Raw genomic sequence first — 20,633 nt, 5'->3', positions numbered from 1 at the left:
ACGACCTTAAGGTGCGCCGCCGGGTGCGCGCTCGCTGGCCGGTTTGGCCCGGCTGCCGGAACCGGCCCAGGCCAGGAATTCCTCCGCCGAGAACACCGGCTTGCCCAGTTCGTGCGCCTTGCGGGCCTTCCCGGACTGGGTGCCGACCTCGGCGGTGACCAACACCTCACACCGGGTCTTGGTGACCGTCTTCACCGGAGCCAGCCCGGCCGCCTCGGCGATCCGCAGCATTTCCTCGCGCGGCACCTCGCGTCCGGCGTCGTCGAGCGCGGTGCCGGTGAAACAGATCCGGGCGCCGGGCACCAGCACCGAGGTGATGTCGGCGGCGGAATCGGAGGAGTCCAGGTCCTCGTCCAGGATGGGTGCGCCCAGCAGCTGTTCGGCGGCCCGCAGCCGGGTCAGCACGTCCGCGGGCAGCCGGACCCGGCCGGCGGCCGCGCGCAGCTGGTCGGCCACCGAGTGCCGGGCCGCCGCGATCCACGGGGTGACCGGCAGCTCGTCGGCGGGGTCGGGGCGTCCGAGCAGAGCGGGCCCGAGCCGGCGGCTGACCGCGAGCAGCGCCGACAACGCCGGCAGCGTCGCCGCGGTCGGTGTCGGGTTGTGGTGGTCGCGGGTGATGAGGTGTCCGGACAGGGACTCGGGCGGATCGCCGAACGGTGTCGAGCCGGCGGCGGTGACACCCGATTCGGTGAACGCCGCCAGCGTGGCGGTCGCGCGCTCCAGGGCGGTGCCTCCGGTGGCCCCGACGCTGCGGCGCGACACCTCGACGCCGAGCGGCATCACCGTCACCTGGCCGAGGCGTTTGAGCTCGAAGTCCAGCAGGCCCAGTGTCTCGTCGATGCCCGCGCCGACCGGTGTGCAGCCCGTCAGCATCGGTGCGATGACGCCCCACGCCTCGGCCAGCGTCGGTGCGAGCAGGATGTCGGACACCCCGATCCCGTACGCCTGGCGGGCGTCGGCGAGGTCACGCTGCGGGTTGACCAGGGTGCTGACCGCGGTGCCGTCCTCGAAGGCGACGGCGATCTCCACCGGCCGGGGCCGCGACATCCGGCCCTCCTCGCCGACGGTCAACATCGCGATCGCGCAGAAACGGCGGGGCCCGCCGTCATCGGCGGCGTCGTGCAGGAACCGGGCGATCCGCCGGTCGGTCTTCAGATCCTTGGGCAGCACAGGGCGTTTGAGCACCAGCCCGTTCATCGACGTGCACCGGCTCAACGCCACGTAGAGCTGCCCGTAGGAGAACATGCCGCCGGTCAGGTCGACGATCAACCGGTCCAGGGTCTGGCCCTGGCTCTTGTGGATGGTGATCGCCCAGGCCAGCTTGAACGGCAGCTGGGTGAACGTGCCGCACACCTCGTGGCGCAGCCCACCGCCGTCGACGACGGGCTGGGTCGCCTCCCAGGTGAACGGCGCGACCTCGGCGCGGCTGCCGTCGGTGAACTCGATGACGACCGCCGAGTCGTCGCCCCGAACCCGTGCGATCACCTTGCCGAGCGTGCCGTTGACCCAGCGATCGGCCTGGTCGTTGGTGAGCATCATGATCTGTGCGCCCACCTTGAAGCGCAGCGTCTCGTCCGCGGGTGGGTCGAACAGGCTCAGATCTCCGGACTGGCGGGCGTGGTGCACGATCTCCTCGCCGGCCAGCCGCTCCAGTTGCTGCCGGTTGCGCGCGGTCACCAGCCGATTCGTCGGCGCCAGGGTCAGCCAGAACTCGTCCTCGGGCGGGACGAAGTCCGGGTCGGTGCGCGCGTTGAGCTGCTCCTGCGCGTGCCCGAGCAGCAGACCCTCGCGAATCTCGTTGAGAATGGCCGTCATCCGGTCATCACCGAGCTGGCGGAACACCGTGGTCAACGAGACCATCGGGAAGTCGTCGCGGCGGAACGAGTCGGCCGAGAAGAAGTACGGGGTGGCGTACCGGTCGGAGAAGAACGCGGCCTCGGCCTCGGTGACCACCGGGGGCAACTGGTGCAGATCGCCCACCAGCACGATCTGCACCCCGCCGAACGGGGTGCCCGGGTCGGGGCCGAACCGTTCCAGCGCGGCGGCCACCTTGTCGAACAGGTCGGCCCGCACCATCGACGTCTCATCGATGATCAGCGTGTCCAGGGCCTTCACCGTCCGCGCGAACCGGCCGGGGTAGTAGCGGCCGGTCCGGATGTCGGCGAGGCTGGTGGTGGCGGTGAAACCGAACAGCCGGTGAATCGTGTAGCCCTCGACATTGAGCGCGGCGATCCCGGTCGGTGCGACCACCACCACGTTGCGGTCGGTCTGGGACATGAACCGGCGGATCAGCGTCGACTTGCCGGTGCCCGCCTTACCGGTCAGGAACACGTGGCGCCCCTCGGCGAGCAGCGCCATGGCGTCGCGGAATTCATCGGTCAGCACGAATTCGCGCGCAGCCATCCCGTTCTCCCGTCGACGATCCGGGACTAGATGGTGTCAGACTCCGCGATGTCAGAAGACGGTGACCGGACCGGTTGCAGGCAGCGTGATGACGCTCTGTGAGTTGCCGTTGTCCTCGGTCTGCTCGACGAGGTTGTCGTCGGTCCGCGGTCCGGCATTCAGCACGACCGTCAGTGCCACCACGGCCGCGACGACGGTATTGCCAAGTGTGGGCTTGCTCACTGTTGCACCTCCTTTCGTGGCGCTGATCAGCACAACGACCGATGGTGGCCGAGCCCATCCCGGATGGCGGGATCTTGACCTGATCTGGCTGTAACGCCGCGGCGGCTGCGGCGATGAACCATGCAAGACAGCTGCTGGGCCTTTGAGGGCCGGTGTTGGGGGAGATGACTGCGACGGCAGTGGTGGCGCAGAGCCGCACTCTTTGATAGTTGAGGAGTCGATGCACGATGGGTGCAGCGCGTGAGGAATTCCTGAGGCGATCCATGGTGGCCGGGGTGGCCTCCGGAGTGGTGATGTCGCTGACCGCCCTGACGGTGGGTGTGGCGCCGGCGGTGGCCGAACCGGATGTCGTCGAGACGACGACGGTGCAGGCGCCGGCCCCGTCGCGTGGCTCGGAGTCCGGCGGTGGGCAGGGCCGGAGCGGGCAAGACCGTGGCGGCCGGGACGAGGCACCCAAAGCGCCCAAGGTGACCTCGGCGGCACCGGAGGCGACTCAGGAGGCGCCCGCGGCGCCGCCGCAGACACAGGCACCCGTGGTCACCGTGGTTCCGGACCCCGAACCGGCCCCGGTGCCGGCCCAGACCCAAGCCCCGGCGCCCGAGCCGGTGGCGCCCCGACCGAAGCCCGCACCCGAACCTGAACCACAGGCCGAGGCGCCGGCGAGCACCACCGAGCGGCCCAGCACCCGGGTGACCACCTCGCCGTCGGCGCCCGCCGCGGAGCCGGCCGCCCCGGTCGAGGACGAGTCCAAGGCGGTCGAACGCGAGACCTCGACGCCTGACACCACGACGCCCGACACCACGACGCCTGACACCACGACGGCACCGACCACGACGGCACTGACCACGACGACCGGCGCGCCGGCCGCCGATGCTCCCCGCGAGGAGGTGCCGAAGCCCTCGGCGTCCGAGGAGACCTCAACGGAGGAACGGGTTTCGGAGAAGGCCGACCCGGCCGGCACCCCGGAGGCCGACACCCCGGAGGCGGACCGCCCGGAGACCGACACTGCAGAGCCTGCGGCGACCGACGACGCATCCGAGAGCGCCGAGGCCACCGAGGTCGAGCCGGTCGCCCGCGTGATCGAAACGCTCAAGCCGCAGGTTCTCGAGGCACCGGTCGAGGACGTGGTGCTCGCCGGCAACACCAAGCCGATCGAAGCGAAACCGGAGCCGGCGAAGGTCGAGGAACTCGCGCAGCTGTCGTCGTTGATCGGAATCTCGAAGGACGAGGACCGCCTCCGCGAGGAGCGCCGCGACTTGCGGGAAGATCAGCGCCAACTGCGCGAGGATCAACGCCGGTTACGCGAGGATCAGCGCGAACTGCGCGCGGAACAGCGTGATCTGGACCGCCGGGTGCGGCAATGGAGCTCGGACTGGGTGCAGTACGACGAGTTCTACCGGCCGATGATCGTCAACCCCTACCGGGATCCGGTGCGCATCGTCTACGAGTACGAGAACCGGCCCCGGACAGTGGTGATCCCGCCGCTGCAACGGATGGTCATGTACGTCGCGGACCTGGCCGCCTACAGCTTCACCGCGGTCGTGCTCAACGCCGTCAACACCGCCGTCAGCGTCGCGGTCGGCAGCTTCTTCGGGGGTGGGTTCATCCCCACCATCGGCGCGCTCGCCCCGCCGCCCCCGCCGCCGCTGTGGCGCTACGACAACGTGCCCGTGCAGGTGCGGTACTCGGACGCGGTGTACGAGCCGTTCCGGGTGCAGCGCATCGTCGACGTCGGCGACGACGCCCGCTACGGCGAGCGCCGGGTGCTGCTCGACGGGGTCACCCCGGTGTGGGGCGTGTGGAAGCAGAACGCCGGCGGTGAACGGCAATTCGAGGTGCACCGGACCCAGCAGTACCCGGGCCTGGACACCCCGCGGGAGGCCCCGCTGCCCGGCGACTACCGGCTGCGGCTGGCCTCCGAGGAGGCTCCTGCCGGGGCGGACCGCAGCCAGACCTACCTGATCACCGCGGCGATCGCGTGCGCGGTGCTCAGCCTGGGAGCGGTGGGTGCGGCCGGGCTGCTGGGGCGGCGCCGACAGATCTAGGCGTGCACCCCGCGCCGGCCGACCGCGCCGCGCAGGCCCGAGCAGTTCACGCACCCGATGCAGCCCACGCAGTCGGTGCAGCCCGCGCACGCCACGCAACCCCGGCACTTGCTGCAGGCCACACATGCCAGACAGGCCACGCAGCCGATCAGCGCCGCGCACAGCACGGTGAACGCGCTGCCGACGACCGCGAATCCGCCGGCCACCCCGGCGCTGCCGCCGACCCCGATCGACCCGGCGACCCCGGCGCTGTTCACGGTGGCGACGGAGCCGGCCACCGCGGCGCTGCCGACGGTGCCGATCGCTCCGGCGACCGCCGCGCTCCCGACGGTCGCGATGGATCCCTCGACCGCGGTACTGCCCACGGTCGCGAGTGAAGTTGGGCTGGAATCGGTTTCGGCGATGGCCAGACGGTTCATCAGTCGGCGCCCTTTCCGTTGTCGACGCGGTACACCGCGCCGTGGATTGCGGCCGCGTCGTCACTGGCCAGGAAGGCGATGGTCTTGGCGACATCGACGGGGTCCATCATTCCGCGCGGCGCGGCGATCCGCATGATCAGGTCCCAGTCGGCGTTCTCGGGAGCGGCGAACTCGGTGACCTGCGCGGTCAGCATCCCGCCGGGGCAGACGGCGTTCACCCGGAGCTTCTCCTTGGTGAATTCCACCGCCAGCGCTCGGGTCAACCCGATCAGTCCGTGTTTGGCGGCGCAATATCCGGCCGAGTAGACCTCACCCTCGACTCCGGCCACCGAGGAGACGTTGACGATGTTGCCGCCGGCGGCCAGCAGGTGCGGCAACGCGGCCCGGCACAGGTAGAACGGGCCGTTCAGGTTCACCGCCAGATCGAAATCCCAGTCCGCATCGGTGACCGACGCGGTCCGCCGCATCTGATGGAACCCGGCCACATTGGCCAGCACGTCGATCCGGCCGAAGGTCGCCACGCAGTCCGCCACGGCCTGCTCGCAGGCATCGGCGGTGCTGATGTCGTAGGACCCGAACCGGCCGCCCGGCACGTCGGCGAACACCTCGGCCATCCGGTCGGCGTCCCGGGCCACGCCGTACACCGTCGCGCCGCGCTCGGCGAACAACTTCGCCGTCGCGGCGCCCAGCCCGGCCGAGACACCGGTCACCAACGCCACTTTTCCGTCCAATGAGGTCATGACGGCGACTCTCTCACGGGGCAAAGTGCGGACGTGCCAGAAGGGTCCTGCGATACTGCGGGGGTGAACATCTTTCGCGGCTTGTTCAGTGCGGTCCTGCTCGTCGCCGCCATGGTCGGCTTCGCCGGCCCGGCGCAGGCGCAACAGCAGGTCCTGGAGGGGGTCTACGACTACCACCAGGAGGGCGGGCCGTCCGTCGGGACCTGGACGATCTACCCGGTGTGCGTGCCGGTGGTGGGCGACCTGCGCGCCGAGATCCGCGACCCGGTTGCCTGCACCCTGCACGTGGCTGGCACCCCCGCCTCCTGGGTCGTCGGCGGTGACGCGAAATTGACCAACGGCCAGTGGGCCTTCTCGCGGAATGTGAAGGACGGGTTGATCTGCCCGGACGGCAGCGAACAGGCCATCCTGGAGATGGTCAAGTTCAACACCGACACGATGAGCGGCACCCGCAGCATCTCGCACGGGCAGGTGTGCGGTCTGCCGGCGACCATCGACACGCATCCTTTCACCCTCAGCTTCCGTGAGCCGCTGCCGATGCCGGTCAACGAGTACCCGTTGATCTGCGAACCCGGCGGCCTGCGCCGGTGCTTCTAGCCGCCCGCTGCTACTGACACCGAAAGGGTGGCGATGACCAAGCGCGTGGTGGTCTGGGGTACCGGATTCGTCGGGAAAATGGTGATCGCCGAGATCGTCGAACACCCGCTCTTCGATCTCGTCGGGGTGGGGGTCAGCAACCCCGCCAAGGCGGGCCGCGACGTCGGCGAGATCTGCGGGCTGGGCACGGCACTCGGGCTGGCGGCCACCGACGACGTCGACGCGCTGATCGCGCTGAAACCCGATGCGGTGGTGCACTACGGGCCGACGGCCGCCCACGCCGACGCCAATATCGACGTCATCACCCGGTTCCTGCGGGCCGGCATCGACGTCTGCTCGACGGCGATGACCCCGTGGGTCTGGCCGGCGATGCACCTCAACCCGCCGAACTGGATCCAGCCGGTCACCGAGGCGTGCGAGGCCGGGGGAGCGTCCTGCTTCACCACCGGGATCGACCCCGGATTCGCCAACGACCTGTTCCCGCTGACGTTGATGGGACTGTGCTCGGAGGTCAAGACGGTGCGGGCCTCCGAGCTGCTCGATTACACCAACTACACCGGAGACTACGAGTTCGAGATGGGCATCGGCCGGCCACCCGGGTACCGGCCGCTGCTGGAAAGCCCGGAGATCCTCATCATGGCTTGGGGCGCAACGGTTCCGATGATCGCGCACGCGGCAGGCATCACCCTCGACGAGATCACCACCAGCTGGGAGAAGTGGGTGACCCCGACCGACCGGAAGTCCGCCAAGGGCGTCATCGCCGCGGGTAACGTCGCCGCGGTGCGGTTCACCGTCAACGGACGGTGGGGCGGGCAGACCCGCATCCAGCTCGAGCACGTCAACCGCATCGGTGCGGACGCCGCGCCGGACTGGCCGACCGGCAACGACAACGACGTGTACCGGGTCGACATCGAAGGCACGCCCAGCATCTCGCAGGAGACCGCGTTCCGGTTCACCGACGGCTCCGGGCGCGACGCGGCCGCCGCGGGTTGTCTGGCCACCGGGTTGCGGGCGTTGAACGCGGTGCCCGCGGTCAACGATCTGCCGCCGGGGTGGGTGACCGCCCTGGACCTGCCGCTGATCCCCGGCGCCGGCACCATCCGGTGACGATGGGTACCGGAGCCGACCTCGTCCTGCAGCGGCTGCTGGCCGGTGACGTCGACGTGTGTTTCGCCAATCCCGGCACCTCCGAGATGCATTTCGTCGCCGCACTGGACGCCAACCCGCGGATGCGGGCGGTGCTGTGCCTGTTCGAGGGGGTCGCCACCGGTGCTGCCGACGGCTTCGCCCGCATCGCCGGCCGGCCCGCCGCCACCCTGCTGCACCTGGGGCCCGGACTGGCGAACGGGCTGGCGAACCTGCACAACGCCCGCCGCGCGCACACCCCGGTGGTGAACGTGGTCGGCGACCATGCCACCTACCACGCCGAGTTCGACGCACCGCTGGAATCGGACATCGAGGCGCTGGCCACCTGGCCGGAAGGGCTTGTGTACCGGCCACATTCGCCCGCCGCATTGACGGCCGCGGTGGATGGGGCCCTCGCCGGTGCGATCGGGCCGCCCGGGCGGGTGGCGACGGTGATCCTGCCCGCCGACTACTCGTGGGGGCCGGCCGACAGCGACGGATCACCGGTCGTGGACGCCCCGCCGGAGACCGGTGCGGGCGGCATCGGCGCACCGGCGGCCGCCGAACTGCTGGGTGACTACGGCGAGCACACGGTGCTGCTTTTGGGCGGCGCCGCCACCACCGCCGCGGGACTGACCGCGGCCGCGCGGGTCGCGGCGGCCACCGGGGCCCGGGCCCTGGTGGAGACCTTCCCGGCCAGACTCGCACGGGGCCGCGGCATTCCGGCCATCGAACGGCTCGCCTATCTCGCCGAACAGGCCGAGCAGCAACTGGCCGGGGCCACCCAGATCATCCTGGTCGGCACCCGTGCCCCGGTGGCGTTCTTCGCCTACCCGGGCCGGGCCAGCGGGCTGGTACCCACCGGCGCGCAGGTGCACACCCTGGACCCCGCGGACCTCGCGCCGCTCGCCGAACACCTGGGCGCGCCGGCCGCCCCGGCGCCGGATGCGGCACCGCGGGACCTGCCGGAAGGCCCACTCACCGTGGCGAACTGGGCCGAGGTCATCGGTGCGCTGTTACCGGAGAACGCGATCATCTCCGATGAGGCGAACACCAGCGGGGTGCTGATTCCCGCGGCGACGGCCGCGTCACCGCCGCATGACGTGCTGACCCTGACCGGCGGAGCCATCGGGCAGGGCCTGCCGGTGGCCGTCGGCGCCGCGATCGCGGCACCGGACCGTCCGGTCGTCGCCCTACAGGCCGACGGCAGCGCGCTGTATACGATTTCGGCGCTGTGGACGATGGCTCGCGAGCAACTCGACATCACCGTCGTCATCCTGAACAACCACGCCTACGCGATCCTGCAGATGGAGCTGGGCCGAGTCGGTGCAACAGCTGGTGAGCGTGCCCGTTCACTGCTGGATCTGAGTCGCCCGGACATCGACTTCGCCTCCATCGCAGCGGGTTTCGGTGTACCGGCAACCCGAGCGGCGACCGCCGAGGAGTTGGCCGAGCAGTTCGCCGCGGCCGTGGCCGAACCCGGCCCGCACCTGATCGACGCCGCCGTCGCCCCCTGGGGCTAGCGCGCCGGTCGCGGCTTCTTGTGCAGCACGATCTGGGCCATCGGGATCTGGGTCTCCTGCGGTGCGGCCGCCATCCGCGCCGCGACCCCGGATTCCAGTGCGTCGCAGAACACGGCGCGGCGGGCCGCGGTCTCGGCACTGCCCTCGGTATCAGCGCCGACGGCGCCGGCCAGCGTCTGGAACACCGCCGCTCGCAGGAAGGCCGCCCACTGTGCGCCGAAAGTCTCTGCGTCCCGGTCCTTCTGGTACTTCCGCCAGAACCTGTCCTCGGCGTCGAACACCTCCAGGTGCTCGATGGTGAGCTGCTCGAGGCGCCCGGACGGGGCGAACGGGGTGTGGAAGTCAGCGGCGCGGCGGCCGACGATCGGGATGTTCATGCCGCGCATCTCGTCATCGGTGATGACTCCCCGCGAGACCAGCTCACCCAGTTCGGTCATCAGCGCGGCGAACAACTGCCGGTAGCCGAATTCGCCGTCCTCGGCGATCGCCATCGTCATCACCACCGCCCGTCCCCCGGGGCACAGTTCGCGGCCCCGATAGGCCACGAACTCGTGCCAGTCACGGGCGGCGGCGCGCTCGTATGCGGACCGGGCCGACTCATCGGCGCTGAACGCGGCGAGGATGTGATCGGTGACCGGGGCCGGGGTCGTGCTCAGCCACAACACCGACCAGGACGACCAGCCCAGGGTGACGGTGTTGGACGGCAGGATCTGGCTGTAGTAGGACCGGCCCACCGCCGAGAAGTACGTGCAGGGGTCGTGGTCCAGGTAGCTGTCCGGGTCCTCCCGCAGGGTCCGGAACAGCGCGCTGAAGTCGTTCTCCGGCACATCGGTGTAGGTCACCGCGATCGCGTGCTCGGGGCGGGAGCGTTGACGCAGAATCTTGATCGCGGCGTTGACCGGCAGCAGGGAGTTGTGCCCGTTGGCGGCGCCGTAATCGGCGACCAGGATGGGCAGCGGCGCCTTCGGGATCGGCACCGCCGCGGCGGCCTCCTCGAACAGTGCGATGGCCTTCTTCAGCCCGGCGGCCTGCAGCCGCGAACTCGCGCTGTAGTCGCCGCTGCCCACCGGCACCGGGCGCACCACCACGCTTGACTCGGGCATGTTTCCGACGATAACAACACCCGGGCGGGCAGGGGAGATGCGCCGGTGACGACCGGTCAGCCGCCCACCGGCGCCAGCCGGTCCGCCCATGGCATGGCCTCCTCGAGCTGGGCTGCCAGCCGGATCAGCAGCGATTCGCCGTTCAACGGCGCGACGAACTGGACGCCGAGCGGCAGGCCGTCCGCGGTCCAGTGCAGCGGCAGCGAGATCGCCGGACGGCCGGTGATATTGGCCAGCTGCGTGTAGGGCACCCAGCCGAGATTCTGCTCGACGGTGTCGTCGACGATCTTGGTGAACCGCAGCAGGTGCGCGGTGCGGGTCTTGATCAGCAGATCCGAGGCGCGTTCCAGGACGGCCGGCAGATCGAAGGCGCCGATCTTCGGCGGCGGCGTGGCCAGCGTCGGGGTGAGCAGCAGATCGTAGGATTCGAAGTAGGTGGTCAACCGGCAGGTGTGCTCGTGGCGGCGCTGCACGGCGTCGAGGTAGTCGACACTGCTGGTGGCCCGGCCGAGCGCGGCCAAGATCAGCGTGTCGCGCTCGAACGCCTCGTCGCCGGCACCCGAGACCCGTTTGGCCTCGGCAAGTTCCCACGCGGTGTAGACGAACCAGGACAGCAGGAACTCCCGGGCCAGCGCGGCGTCGTCGAACGGCGCCTCGGGCAGTTCCTCGACGTGGTGGCCGAGGTCGGTCAGGGTCTGCACGGTCGCCGCGACCGCGGCGTACGCCTCGCGGTGCGGGGACGGGGTGATCGCGGTGGGCACCCGCACCCCGATGCGCAGGGTGCCCGGCTCCGCCCCGACCGCCGAGGCGAACGAGGCGTCGGGCAACCCGGGCACGTACGGCCCCCACGGTTCGCCGCCGCTGATGACGTCGAGCATCGCCGCGGTGTCGCGCACGCTGCGGGACACCACACCCTGGACCGCCGAACCGTGCAGCGACTCCGCCGTCATCGGACCCATCGGGGTCAGCCCCCGACTGGGCTTCAACCCGACCAGCCCGCAGCAGGCCGCCGGGATGCGGATGGACCCGCCACCGTCATTGGCGCCGGCGCAGGGCACGATGCCCGCGGCGACCGCGGCCGCCGACCCGCCCGAGGAACCGCCGGGTGTGCGACTCAGATCCCACGGGTTGCGCGCCGGACCCCACAAGGTGGGCTCGGTGATGCCCTTGGCGCCGAACTCCGGGGTGTTGGTCTTGCCGAAGATGACCAGCCCGGCGTCGATCCAGCGGGCCACGATGGTCGCGTGCGCTGCGGCGGGAATCGAGGCCAGCGCCCTGGATCCGGCCGAGGTCGGCAGCCCGGCGTAATCCTGGGCGAGATCCTTGATCAGGAACGGCACGCCGGTGAACGGCCCGTCTACCGGATCGGCGGGCGGGGCGGGGACATCGCGCACGATGGCGTTGATGCGGGGATTGACGGCGGCCGCCCGGGTGCGCGCCACGTCCAGCAACTCGGCCGGGGTGACCCCCTTGTCGGCCACCAGGCGGGCCAGTCCGGTCGCGTCATAACTGCGGTACTCGTCGAAATGCACGCCTCGACCGTAGCCCGGGTGAATCTCGGCGTGCGGGACACGCTCATGCCAGACTGCCATCCATGAGCCGAGCGGCGGCGTCACGCGTCCTGACCGTCTTTGCCGTGCTGGCCATGGTGGTGGCCGGGATCGGGTTCATCGCCTCGTTGTTCCTCAACGCCTTCGTCCTCGACCGGTACAACGCGTACGGCGAGGTGCCCGTCCCCGGCACCGCGACGCTGCACCTGCCTGCCGGGGAGGTCGACATCAGCTTCCACACCCAGATCATCGGCAGCGGCAACGGCAGCCTGCCGGTACCCGATCTGCGGATGGGCATCGACCCGCCGGCCGGGGTCCGGGAGCCGACGGTGACCGAAAACATCGGCGGTACAACGACGGTCAACAACGACGCCCGTATTCGGGTCTGGGTTGCCCAGATCGCCGAGGACGGTGACTACCGGATCCGGGCCGACGGAAACGTCAGCGCCTTCGTAAGCCCTCGGCTGGCCTTCGGGCACGGCAGCCCGTACGGCGCGGCACCGTGGTGGTGCGCCGGACTGTTCGTGGCGTCGGCCCTGGTGCTGGTGCTCGCCCTGGTGTGGGGAGCTCGGGTGCGTGCCGCGCCACGGCCGGTGGGTGCCATACCGGCGACCTTCGACATCGGTGACACGCCATCGGGCTTCCAGCCGCCGTACGTCCCCACCGAGGACGGCATCCGGTTGCAGCAGCTGAACAACCTGACCGCACTGCGGGATTGCGGCGCGCTGACCGAGGCCGAGTTCGAAACCGAGAGACCCCGACTGCTAGGCGGCGGGTGACAGCAGCCGGGACCGCTCGAAGCCGCCCGCCGGCTCGAACCGGGCGAGCACCTCATCGGCGGGCTCGCCGGCGAACTCGGTGATGAGTGCCTTGGCCGCCTCCTCGGAGGTCACCGAGTCGAAGCGGCGCGGATCGTCGAGCAGGCCGAACAACTTACCGGCGAACCGCGGGCTACCGCTGGCCGCGGCGAAGAACAGGCCGCCGATCTCGGCGAAATCCGGATCGGACAGGAACAGTTGAGTCACCAACTGCGCGGCCCGCCCGCGGTGGTCGTAGAAGTCCTCGAATGCCGCTGTCAGCCAGGCGATGTCGAACGGGCCGTCGTGTGCGGCGGCCCGGTGGACCAGCGCGGCCGCCTGCACCAGCCCGCCCTGTGCGCCCTGACCGGCGATCGGGTCATACGAGATCGCGGTATCGCCCAGCGCCGCAACGGGATGCCCATTGGCGGTGTGCCCGACCCCGCGACGGACCAGCTGGGTGACTGCCCCGGTGAGCCAGGAATGCGGATCCTCGTCGATCACCCGCAACTGGTTGACCTCCGGGAGATCCCAGTCGATGTAGTCACGGTGCAACCCGGTGGTCACCTGCAGCGCCGACGCGGCGTCGGTGACGCCGGCGAACCGGCGCTCCCAGTCACTGCCGGGCAATGCCCATCCCAGGAACGCCCAACTCGGGCCGGCGTCCTTGTGCAGGTACGGACCCCAGAACGTCTCACCCTGACCGCTGACCGCGGAGTATGCCTCGTGCTGCCCGCCCGCCGTGCTGCGGTGGGCGAACACGTCGGGCCCGTGCCCCAGTCCGGTCACCGAGAAGGCCAGCAGGCTGCGCTGCGGCTTGTCGTACACCGTGCGGGCCGGATCGACAGGGAACAGCGCGGACAGGCCGCCGCGGCCGGTGGCGACCAGCGTCAGATCCGCCTTCGCGGCGATGGCGTCGAGGCGCACCGGGTCGACCGTTTCCACCACGAAATGTCCACCGCGCCGGCGGAACAGGGTCAGCCGGTCATCGGCTTTGAGCCGGGTGTCGACCGCGATGCCGCGGGCGCCGTCGAACCAGGCGTCGAAGGCGATCGCCTCGGCGCCGTCGTCGACGACGCGCACACTCTGCCCGGTGGACAGCGGTGCGGTGGCCAGATAGGTGTTGAGCCCCAGGCTTTCCTCGGCACGCTGAGCTTCGCCGAAGATCAACGCCGTGCCGGTGGCCGGGACGGCGTCACGCAACGCGTCCTGGTCCCGGTCGCTGTAGACGGTGACGTCGAACCCGTTGTCCAACAATCCCAGTGCCGCGGTCACGCCGGTCTGGCCGGCGCCGATGATCGCGGCGGTGCGTCCGCTCGAGGTCGTCATGGCATCTGACTATCGGCCCAGGGGTGCCGCGCGGGTAGGTACAGGCTCAGCGTGATCGGAAAAGCCGTCAGCCCGGGGAGGTACCGACCAGCCGCATCAAGGGGTCGGTGGGCCCGATGTCCAACGTGCATTCGCTGGGTCGTGGGTCCGGCACGAAGGACCAGAACATCGCACCCGCGGTGCCGTGCTTGCGCATCTCGGTGAACGCATCGCGCAGCACCCGCTCCCGGTTGTCGAGTGACCCGCAGGAACCGGCCTGCATGCCGATCTCGGTGATCAGCAGTGGCTTGTTCAGTGCGCGGGCCTGCTGTGTGCGCCGAACGAGTCCGTCGAACGCGTTTCCGGGCAGCGAGTCGATGCCGTGGTAGAAGTGGTATTCCAGCACGTCGACGCCCGGTGAGGCGCTCACCCGCTCGAAGGCCTCACCCGCCGAGCCGCACTGCCCGCCGCCTGCGTGGCCACTGAAAATGGTTGTGTCCGGATCGATCTCACGAATCCGGGCGCCGGTGGCGTCGTAGAACGCACGAAGTACGTTCGGTGAGTCCGGATGGCAGTACCGCCGGGTCCAATCACACTGCGGGTCGCGGCACTCCGAGGGCTCGGGTTCCCCGACGGCGGTCCAGCCGGCCAGCGCCGGAGAATCCCGCCAGCGCTGCACCGCGGTGTCCAGCCACGCCTGAAACGTCATCGGGGTACCGGGGGAGACTTCGGTGCGCCACCCGCGGGCGTACCACTCGTAGTCCTTGAACGAGTCGCCCTCGCACGCACCCTCGTTGTTGGACAGCACCGCGACCAACAGTTGTCCGTGTCGTTCGGCGGCGCGGACGACCGCGTCGATGGCGGAGAAGTCGAGCAGCCCGGTGTGCTTGTTCACCGCGAGACTGGAGAACGCATTGAACCGGGTCAGCGAATGTGGTTGGAGCCGGCTGAAGAACGCGTCGAGGTCCACCTCGGCACCGCACCCGGCGTTGACGGACCAGTCGGTGGCCAGCTGATAGGCGTTGATGCCGATGGGCCACCACGGCTTGCCGTCCAGCGTCAGCGAGGTGCCCGACACCCCGAGCGGCGGGATCGGCGCGGTCGGCGAAGCCGGATCGGCCGATTGCGACGACGGTGCCGCACACGACGCCGTCAGGAACACCGCCAGAAGACTGACGATGATCCGCAGTAGCCGCCGTCTCATGAGGGGAGCTTAGTGCTCCCCGTCACGAATCGTGCACTCAGTGGCCGGCCGGCTAGTGGCCGCGGGTGACCCATTCGTCGTAGTGGATGAGTTCGCCGCCGATGGTGGTGGTGTCGCCGTGGCCGGTGTAGACGACGGTGTCGTCGGGGAGCAGGCCGAGGCGGTTTTTGATGGAGTCCAGGATGGTCGGGAAGTCCGAGTAGGACCGTCCGGTGGCGCCGGGCCCGCCGTGGAAGAGGGTGTCCCCGGAGATGACGGCGTTCAGGTCGGGGGCCGACCAGCACACCGAGCCCGGGGAGTGGCCGGGGGTGTGCAGGGCGTGCAGTTCGATACCACCGGCGCGTAGGACCAGGCCGTCGTCGACGGTGCGGTACTCGGCACCGGGGTGCACGACCTGCCAGAGCATTTCGTCGGCGGGGTGCAGGAACACCGGGGCATCCAGGGTGGCGCCGAGTTCGGGGGCGACGGTGATGTGGTCGTTGTGCCCGTGGGTGCAGACCACGGCGATGACGTTGCGCCCGTTGACGGCCTCGACGATCGGGGCCGCGGTGTGGGCGGCGTCGAAGACGATGACGTCGGTGTCGTCGCCGACGAGCCAGATGTTGTTGTCGACCGCCCAGGAGCCGCCGTCGAGTTCGAAGGTGCCGGAGGTGACGACCCGCTGAATGCTCACAGGACGACCACCGAGCGCAGGACCTCGCCGGCGTGCATCTTGTGGAAGGCGTCTTCGATGGCGTCGAGGGTGATGCGTTCGGAGACGAATTTGTCCAGCGGCAGGCGGCCCTGGCGGTACAGGCTGATCAGGGTGGGGAAGTCGCGTTCGGGCAGGCAGTCGCCGTACCAGCTCGACTTCAGGGAGCCGCCGTGGGAGAAGAAGTCGACCAGCGGCATTTCCAGCTTCATGTCCGGGGTGGGGACGCCGACCAGGACGACGGTGCCGGCCAGGTCGCGGGCGTAGAAGGCCTGTTTCCAGGTTTCCGGGCGGCCGACCGCGTCGATGACGACGTCGGCGCCGAATCCGTCGGTGAGGTCCTGGATGGTTTTCACCGCGTCGAGATCGCGGGCGTTGATGGTGTGGGTGGCCCCGAATTCGCGGGCCTGGTCGAGCTTTCGGTTGTCGACGTCGACGGCGATGATGGTGCGCGCCCCGACCAGGGCGGCCCCGGCGATCGCGGCGTCCCCGACGCCGCCGCAGCCGATGACCGCGACGGTGTCATCGCGGCCGACCGCGCCGGTGTTGACCGCCGCGCCGAGGCCGGCCATCACGCCGCAGCCGAGCAGCCCGGCGACGGCGGGGTCGGCTTCGGGGTCGACCTTGGTGCACTGGCCCTGATGGACCAGGGTCTTGTCGGCGAACGCCCCGATGCCCAGCGCGGGGGTCAGTTCGGTGCCGTCGGTCAGGGTCATCTTCTGGGTGGCGTTGAAGGTGTCGAAGCACAGCTGCGGGCGACCGCGCTTGCAGGCCCGGCACTCTCCACACACCGCGCGCCAGTTCAGGATGACGAAATCGCCGACCTCGACGTGGGTGACTCCCTCGCCGATGGTTTCGACGATGCCGGCGGCCTCATGCCCGAGCAGGAACGGGTATTCGTCGTTGATGCCGCCTTCGCGGTAGGTCAGATCGGTGTGGCAGACCCCGCAGGCCTGCACCGCGACCACCACCTCACCCGGGCCGGGATCCGGAATCACGATGTCCACCAGCTCCACCGGAGCACCCTTGGACCGAGAGATAACACCACGCACCGTCTGACTCATGGCCTACAACTTAGTACCCGGCCCTCGGGTTCCTGGGACAGGTGTCCAGGCGCTGTGCAAGTAGCATCCTGCCCGTGAGTGCCCTCGACGTCCTGTCCGATTGGCCGGTGCCGGCGGTGGCCGCAGCGGTGGTCGGGCCGTCCGGCCTATTGGCCACGCACGGAGACACCGCGCAGGTGTTCCGGTTGGCCTCGGTGACCAAGCCGTTGGTGGCGCGCGCGGCGCAGATCGCGGTCGAGGAGGGCGTGTTCGATCTGGACACCCCGGCCGGGCCGCCGGGGGCGACGGTGCGTCACCTGCTGGCCCACACCTCCGGTGTGTCGATGCAGTCCGCCGACCTGCTGGCCGCCCCGGGCGCCCGGCGGATCTACTCCAACTACGGGTTCACCCTGCTGGCCGAGGCGCTGCAGGAGGCCGCCGACATCGAGTTCGGGCAGTACCTGAGCGAGGCGGTGTTCGAGCCGCTGGGCATGGCGTCCTCGACCTTGCGCGGCGGGGCGCCCGCCGCCGGTCACGGCGGCTACGCCTCGGTGACGGATCTGGCCGCGTTCGCCGGGGACCTGTTGCGGCCCGGACTGGTCTCGGAGGCCCTGCACGCCGAGGCGATCTCGGTGCAGTTCCCCGGCCTGAACGGGGTGCTGCCCGGTTTCGGATCGCAGCGGCCCAACGACTGGGGGCTGGGGTTCGAGATCAGGTCGGACAAGTCGCCGCACTGGACGGGGTCTCAGAACTCGACGCGCACCTTCGGTCATTTCGGTCAGTCGGGCACGTTCCTGTGGGTGGATCCGGCTGTTGACCTGGCCTTTGTCGTGCTCACCGACCGGGACTTCGGGGACTGGACCTACCCGCTGTGGCCGGCCATCTCTGATGGAGTCCTGAGAGAATTCGGGGCACACTAGCGCAACACGCGTCCCACAAGGCACAATAGACACGCACGAAACAACTGCACAGTTCGGTAACGCCAGGTCGTTGGGGAAGACGTCCCTCGTGGAGCCGAAGGAGCAGAAGTATGCGTGCGTCGAACCAGTTCGCCGAGGCGACAACTGGCGTGGTTTACGTTCACGCCTCGCCCGCGGCGGTATGCCCACATGTGGAGTGGGCACTTTCGTCGACCCTGTCGGCGCGGGCGAACCTCAAGTGGACGCCCCAGCCCGCCATGCCCGGGCAGCTTCGCGCTGTCACGAACTGGGTGGGCCCGGTGGGTACCGGCGCGCAGTTGGCCAATGCCCTCCGGTCGTGGTCGGTGCTGCGCTTCGAGGTGACCGAAGACCCCAGTGAGGGCGTCGACGGGCACCGCTGGTGCCACACCCCGCAGCTCGGGCTGTGGCACGGCGTGATGAGCGCCAACGGCGACGTGATGGTCGGCGAGCAGCGGCTGCGCAGCCTGATGGCGTCCGGGGCCGATGCACTGGCCGCGGACCTGGATTCGGTGCTCGGCACCGCGTGGGACGAATCGCTGGAGCCCTACCGTGGCGGTGGGGACACCGGCGAGGTCACCTGGCTCAACCGGGGCGTCGGCTAGCCGCGGCCATGGCGCTTCCCGACTTCGTCGCCGAACTGTCGGCGTCGCTGTTCGGGGTGCGCATTCCCGGCGATCGGGCTCACCTACTGAACTGCTACCTGTGGGTGGGCGAGGACGGGGTGACCCTGATCGACACCGGCTGGCCCGACAGCGCGCCGGTGATCGCCGAGGCGCTGACGGCCGTGGGCCGCACCCGCGGTGACCTCACCCGCATCGTGCTCACGCACTTTCATGAAGATCACGCCGGCTCCGCCGCGGAGATCGCCGGTTGGTCGGGTGCCGAGGTCGTCGCCGGGGCGGCCGACGCCGACTATGTCCGCGGGGAATCCCCGGGTCCGTTGCCGCGATTGACGGTGCGGGAAAGCGCGATTCGCCCGGAAACGGACCTGCCGCCGCACGGGCCGCCGTGCCGAGTGGATCGGGCCGTCGCCGACGGGGACGTGCTGGATTTCGCCGGTGGCGCCCAGATCTTGGAGGTGCCGGGGCACACCCCGGGCAGCATCGCCGTTCATCTGCCGGCGGCCGGTGCCGTCCTGACCGGCGACGCGATCGCCGAGTTCGACGGGCGGGTGATCCTCGGGGTGTTCAACACCGACCGGCCGGCGGCGCTGCGGTCCCAGGCCCGGCTGGCCGCCCTCGGCGCCGAGATCGCGGGCTTCGGGCACGGTGAGGCCGTGCTCACCCGCGCTCATCGGCGCATCGCCGAGGCCGTCGATGTGTTCGCCGACCCGGACTGAGACCGGAAGGCTCAGGAAGCCATTGCCTCGGCGAGCATCGCGCGCAACGGGTTACGCGGGTTGCCGGCGGTGATCCCACCGTCGACCGGCAGCACGATGCCGGTGACGTAGCGGGACCGGTCGCTGCCCAGATAGACCGCGGCGTTGGCGATGTCGGAGGTGTCGCCGTCGAATTTGAGCGGGCGGTCCTCGGCGATGATCCGGCGGATCGCCGACGTGGTTCCCGACTCCTCGGCATCTCCGGTCGCCGACGACAGGATTGCGGTCGGGATGCCGCCGGGGGCGATGCAGTTGACCCGGATCCCGTACTCGGCCAGGTCGATTGCCGCGGACTTGCTGAAGTGGATGACGCCGGCCTTGGCGGCCCGGTAGGACAGCACGGTGCACCCGGCCTGCATCCCGCCGATCGAGGTGGTGTTGATGATCGACCCGCCGCCGTTCTCCTTCATGTGGCGCGCCGCGATCTGGGTGCCCAGCATGACCCCGAGCAGATCGACCTTGAGCACCTGCTCGAAGTCCGCGAAGTCGTCGTCGAGCAGGTTGGGCTGCATGGTGCCGGAGATGCCGGCGTTGTTGAACATGATGTCCAGGCCGCCGAAGGTGGCGACCGCGAAGTCCACCAGGTCCTGCACGTCGCTGCGCTTGGAGACGTCGGTGTACTTGAACGCGCAGTCGGGCCCGAGTTCGGCCTCCATCGCCTCGCCCTGATCGGCGTTGATGTCGGCGATGACGACGTAGGCGCCCTCCTTGAGGAAGTGCCGGACCGCGGCAGCGCCGATGCCCGCCGCGCCGCCGGTGACGATTGCGACCTTGTTGGCGAGCTCGAATGTCATGGCTGACCGGTCCTTTCGGGTGTCTGGACGATCGTCCAGTAAGTTCGCCATCCATGATCGCGGTCGGCTGGACGATCGTCCAGCTATCGTGAGTGCATTCACAGCGCCGAAGGGGAGTGACGATGGGCACGTCGGAGGAGCGGCACGCGGAGCCCGCGACCCGGGACCGGCTGCTGGCCGCCGCGGCCGAACTGATCCGCGAGCACGGTTACGCGGGCACCTCGCTGCAGATGATCGCCGACCGGTTGGGCTTCCGAAAGGGCGCCATATATCACCACTTTCGCGCCCGTGACGAGATCCTGGCAGCGCTGATCGGGCCGGTGTTGGATGGGCTGGCCGAAATCGTCACCGACGCCGAGGCCCAGCCGTCGGTTACCGCCCGCGCCGAACGGATGATCAGCGGCTACGCCGAACTGGCCGCCGACAACCGCGCCATGGTGTCGATCCTGCGCGGGGACCCGGCGGTGCTCGAGTTCATCCGCGGCCAACCGCAGTGGAGCGGTCTGGTGAACCGGCAGATGACGCTGCTGGCCGCCGCGCATCCCGGACCGGGCGGGCGGGTCCGGGCGGCGATGGTGCTGGCCGGCATGTCCGCGGCCGCCGACCCGGCCGTGCAGAACCCGCCCGGCATCGACCTTTCTGCCGAGTTGGCCCAGGCGGCGCGGCAGCTCCTGGGCCTGCGCACCCCCACGCCGAACTGACCATCGGACCCAGTCAGTTGTGCCGGCCGGGCCCGATGCTGTCGGTCAA

20 protein-coding genes are annotated in these 20,633 nt (G+C 70.0%); 9 read left to right on the top strand and 11 right to left on the bottom strand.

The annotated features are described in order from the left end of the window. Positions 1–6: 6 nt before the first annotated feature. The gene (locus K0O62_RS18420; RefSeq protein WP_073853910.1) at positions 7–2,403 is read right to left on the bottom strand and encodes a DEAD/DEAH box helicase; all 2,397 of its coding nucleotides are present in this window, start codon (positions 2,401–2,403) and stop codon (positions 7–9) included. A gap of 51 nt (positions 2,404–2,454) precedes the next feature. After that, positions 2,455–2,625, bottom strand: a complete 171-nt coding sequence (locus K0O62_RS18415) for a hypothetical protein (protein ID WP_165636936.1) — start codon at positions 2,623–2,625, stop codon at positions 2,455–2,457. Between the two features lie 227 nt (positions 2,626–2,852). Here K0O62_RS18415 and K0O62_RS18410 point away from each other — a divergent pair, with 227 nt between their 5' ends. Next, complete coding sequence (locus K0O62_RS18410) at positions 2,853–4,670, top strand: hypothetical protein (protein WP_073853912.1); 1,818 nt, start codon at positions 2,853–2,855, stop codon at positions 4,668–4,670. Here K0O62_RS18410 and K0O62_RS18405 read toward each other — a convergent pair. Both K0O62_RS18405 and K0O62_RS18400 read right to left on the bottom strand, forming a co-directional pair. Continuing rightward, entirely contained in the window at positions 4,667–5,089 is a 423-nt protein-coding gene (locus K0O62_RS18405) for a hypothetical protein (RefSeq protein WP_073853914.1), read from the bottom strand. The genes K0O62_RS18410 and K0O62_RS18405 overlap by 4 nt on opposite strands. After that, positions 5,089–5,829 carry an SDR family NAD(P)-dependent oxidoreductase gene (locus tag K0O62_RS18400; protein WP_073853915.1) on the bottom strand — a complete coding sequence of 247 codons (741 nt, stop codon included), beginning with the start codon at positions 5,827–5,829 and terminating at the stop codon, positions 5,089–5,091. The genes K0O62_RS18405 and K0O62_RS18400 overlap by 1 nt, the downstream gene beginning before the upstream one ends. Positions 5,830–5,892: 63 nt before the next feature. Here K0O62_RS18400 and K0O62_RS18395 point away from each other — a divergent pair, with 63 nt between their 5' ends. Genes K0O62_RS18395 through K0O62_RS18385 form a run of 3 tightly spaced genes read left to right on the top strand, consistent with a single transcriptional unit; the run spans position 5,893 to position 9,074 of the window. After that, positions 5,893–6,426 carry a hypothetical protein gene (locus tag K0O62_RS18395; protein ID WP_073853917.1) on the top strand — a complete coding sequence of 178 codons (534 nt, stop codon included), beginning with the start codon at positions 5,893–5,895 and terminating at the stop codon, positions 6,424–6,426. 33 nt (positions 6,427–6,459) lie between these two features. Beyond that, positions 6,460–7,533: an NAD(P)H-dependent amine dehydrogenase family protein gene (locus tag K0O62_RS18390; RefSeq protein ID WP_205870763.1), complete on the top strand. Its 1,074-nt coding sequence runs from the start codon at positions 6,460–6,462 to the stop codon at positions 7,531–7,533. A gap of 2 nt (positions 7,534–7,535) precedes the next feature. Beyond that, positions 7,536–9,074 carry an acetolactate synthase large subunit gene (locus K0O62_RS18385; protein ID WP_073853919.1) on the top strand — a complete coding sequence of 513 codons (1,539 nt, stop codon included), beginning with the start codon at positions 7,536–7,538 and terminating at the stop codon, positions 9,072–9,074. Here the strand turns inward: K0O62_RS18385 and K0O62_RS18380 are convergent. Further along, on the bottom strand, positions 9,071–10,177 hold the full coding sequence (locus tag K0O62_RS18380) for a class I SAM-dependent methyltransferase (RefSeq protein ID WP_073853921.1): 1,107 nt from the start codon (positions 10,175–10,177) through the stop codon (positions 9,071–9,073). The two genes, K0O62_RS18385 and K0O62_RS18380, sit on opposite strands and share 4 nt — an antisense overlap. Positions 10,178–10,233: 56 nt before the next feature. Beyond that, the gene (locus K0O62_RS18375) at positions 10,234–11,709 is read right to left on the bottom strand and encodes an amidase (protein WP_073854393.1); all 1,476 of its coding nucleotides are present in this window, start codon (positions 11,707–11,709) and stop codon (positions 10,234–10,236) included. A gap of 62 nt (positions 11,710–11,771) precedes the next feature. Between K0O62_RS18375 and K0O62_RS18370 the strand changes: the two genes are divergently transcribed. Continuing rightward, entirely contained in the window at positions 11,772–12,506 is a 735-nt protein-coding gene (locus K0O62_RS18370) for an SHOCT domain-containing protein (protein ID WP_073853923.1), read from the top strand. On the opposite strand, the gene K0O62_RS18365 is transcribed toward K0O62_RS18370, so the two are convergent. The 4 genes from K0O62_RS18365 to K0O62_RS18350 all read right to left on the bottom strand — a co-directional run bounded on the left by K0O62_RS18365 (position 12,492) and on the right by K0O62_RS18350 (position 16,791). Further along, on the bottom strand, positions 12,492–13,853 hold the full coding sequence (locus tag K0O62_RS18365) for a styrene monooxygenase/indole monooxygenase family protein (RefSeq protein ID WP_073853925.1): 1,362 nt from the start codon (positions 13,851–13,853) through the stop codon (positions 12,492–12,494). The two genes, K0O62_RS18370 and K0O62_RS18365, sit on opposite strands and share 15 nt — an antisense overlap. Positions 13,854–13,920: 67 nt before the next feature. Further along, complete coding sequence (locus tag K0O62_RS18360) at positions 13,921–15,036, bottom strand: glycoside hydrolase family 5 protein (protein ID WP_073853927.1); 1,116 nt, start codon at positions 15,034–15,036, stop codon at positions 13,921–13,923. A 52-nt stretch (positions 15,037–15,088) separates the two neighbouring features. Continuing rightward, positions 15,089–15,709, bottom strand: coding sequence for an MBL fold metallo-hydrolase (locus tag K0O62_RS18355; protein WP_073853929.1), 621 nt, complete (start codon positions 15,707–15,709; stop codon positions 15,089–15,091). Continuing rightward, the gene (locus tag K0O62_RS18350; protein ID WP_073853931.1) at positions 15,706–16,791 is read right to left on the bottom strand and encodes an S-(hydroxymethyl)mycothiol dehydrogenase; all 1,086 of its coding nucleotides are present in this window, start codon (positions 16,789–16,791) and stop codon (positions 15,706–15,708) included. The genes K0O62_RS18355 and K0O62_RS18350 overlap by 4 nt, the downstream gene beginning before the upstream one ends. A gap of 74 nt (positions 16,792–16,865) precedes the next feature. Between K0O62_RS18350 and K0O62_RS18345 the strand changes: the two genes are divergently transcribed. From K0O62_RS18345 to K0O62_RS18335, 3 genes are all read left to right on the top strand, one after another. Beyond that, a complete protein-coding gene (locus tag K0O62_RS18345; RefSeq protein WP_073853933.1) occupies positions 16,866–17,690 on the top strand; it encodes a serine hydrolase domain-containing protein in 825 nt (274 codons plus the stop codon). 110 nt (positions 17,691–17,800) lie between these two features. Continuing rightward, on the top strand, positions 17,801–18,313 hold the full coding sequence (locus K0O62_RS18340) for a DUF3145 domain-containing protein (RefSeq protein WP_073853935.1): 513 nt from the start codon (positions 17,801–17,803) through the stop codon (positions 18,311–18,313). 8 nt (positions 18,314–18,321) lie between these two features. Further along, on the top strand, positions 18,322–19,050 hold the full coding sequence (locus K0O62_RS18335; RefSeq protein WP_073853937.1) for an MBL fold metallo-hydrolase: 729 nt from the start codon (positions 18,322–18,324) through the stop codon (positions 19,048–19,050). A gap of 11 nt (positions 19,051–19,061) precedes the next feature. Here K0O62_RS18335 and K0O62_RS18330 read toward each other — a convergent pair whose 3' ends face one another. After that, a complete protein-coding gene (locus K0O62_RS18330) occupies positions 19,062–19,883 on the bottom strand; it encodes an SDR family NAD(P)-dependent oxidoreductase (protein ID WP_073853939.1) in 822 nt (273 codons plus the stop codon). A 122-nt stretch (positions 19,884–20,005) separates the two neighbouring features. On the opposite strand from K0O62_RS18330, the gene K0O62_RS18325 reads away from it, so the two are divergent. Beyond that, complete coding sequence (locus K0O62_RS18325; RefSeq protein WP_073853941.1) at positions 20,006–20,584, top strand: TetR/AcrR family transcriptional regulator; 579 nt, start codon at positions 20,006–20,008, stop codon at positions 20,582–20,584. Positions 20,585–20,633: the final 49 nt, after the last annotated feature.

Source organism: Mycolicibacterium diernhoferi, assembly GCF_019456655.1.
Taxonomy (GTDB): Bacteria; Actinomycetota; Actinomycetes; order Mycobacteriales; family Mycobacteriaceae; genus Mycobacterium; species Mycobacterium diernhoferi.
This window is presented reverse-complemented; position numbering and strand designations above follow the sequence as displayed.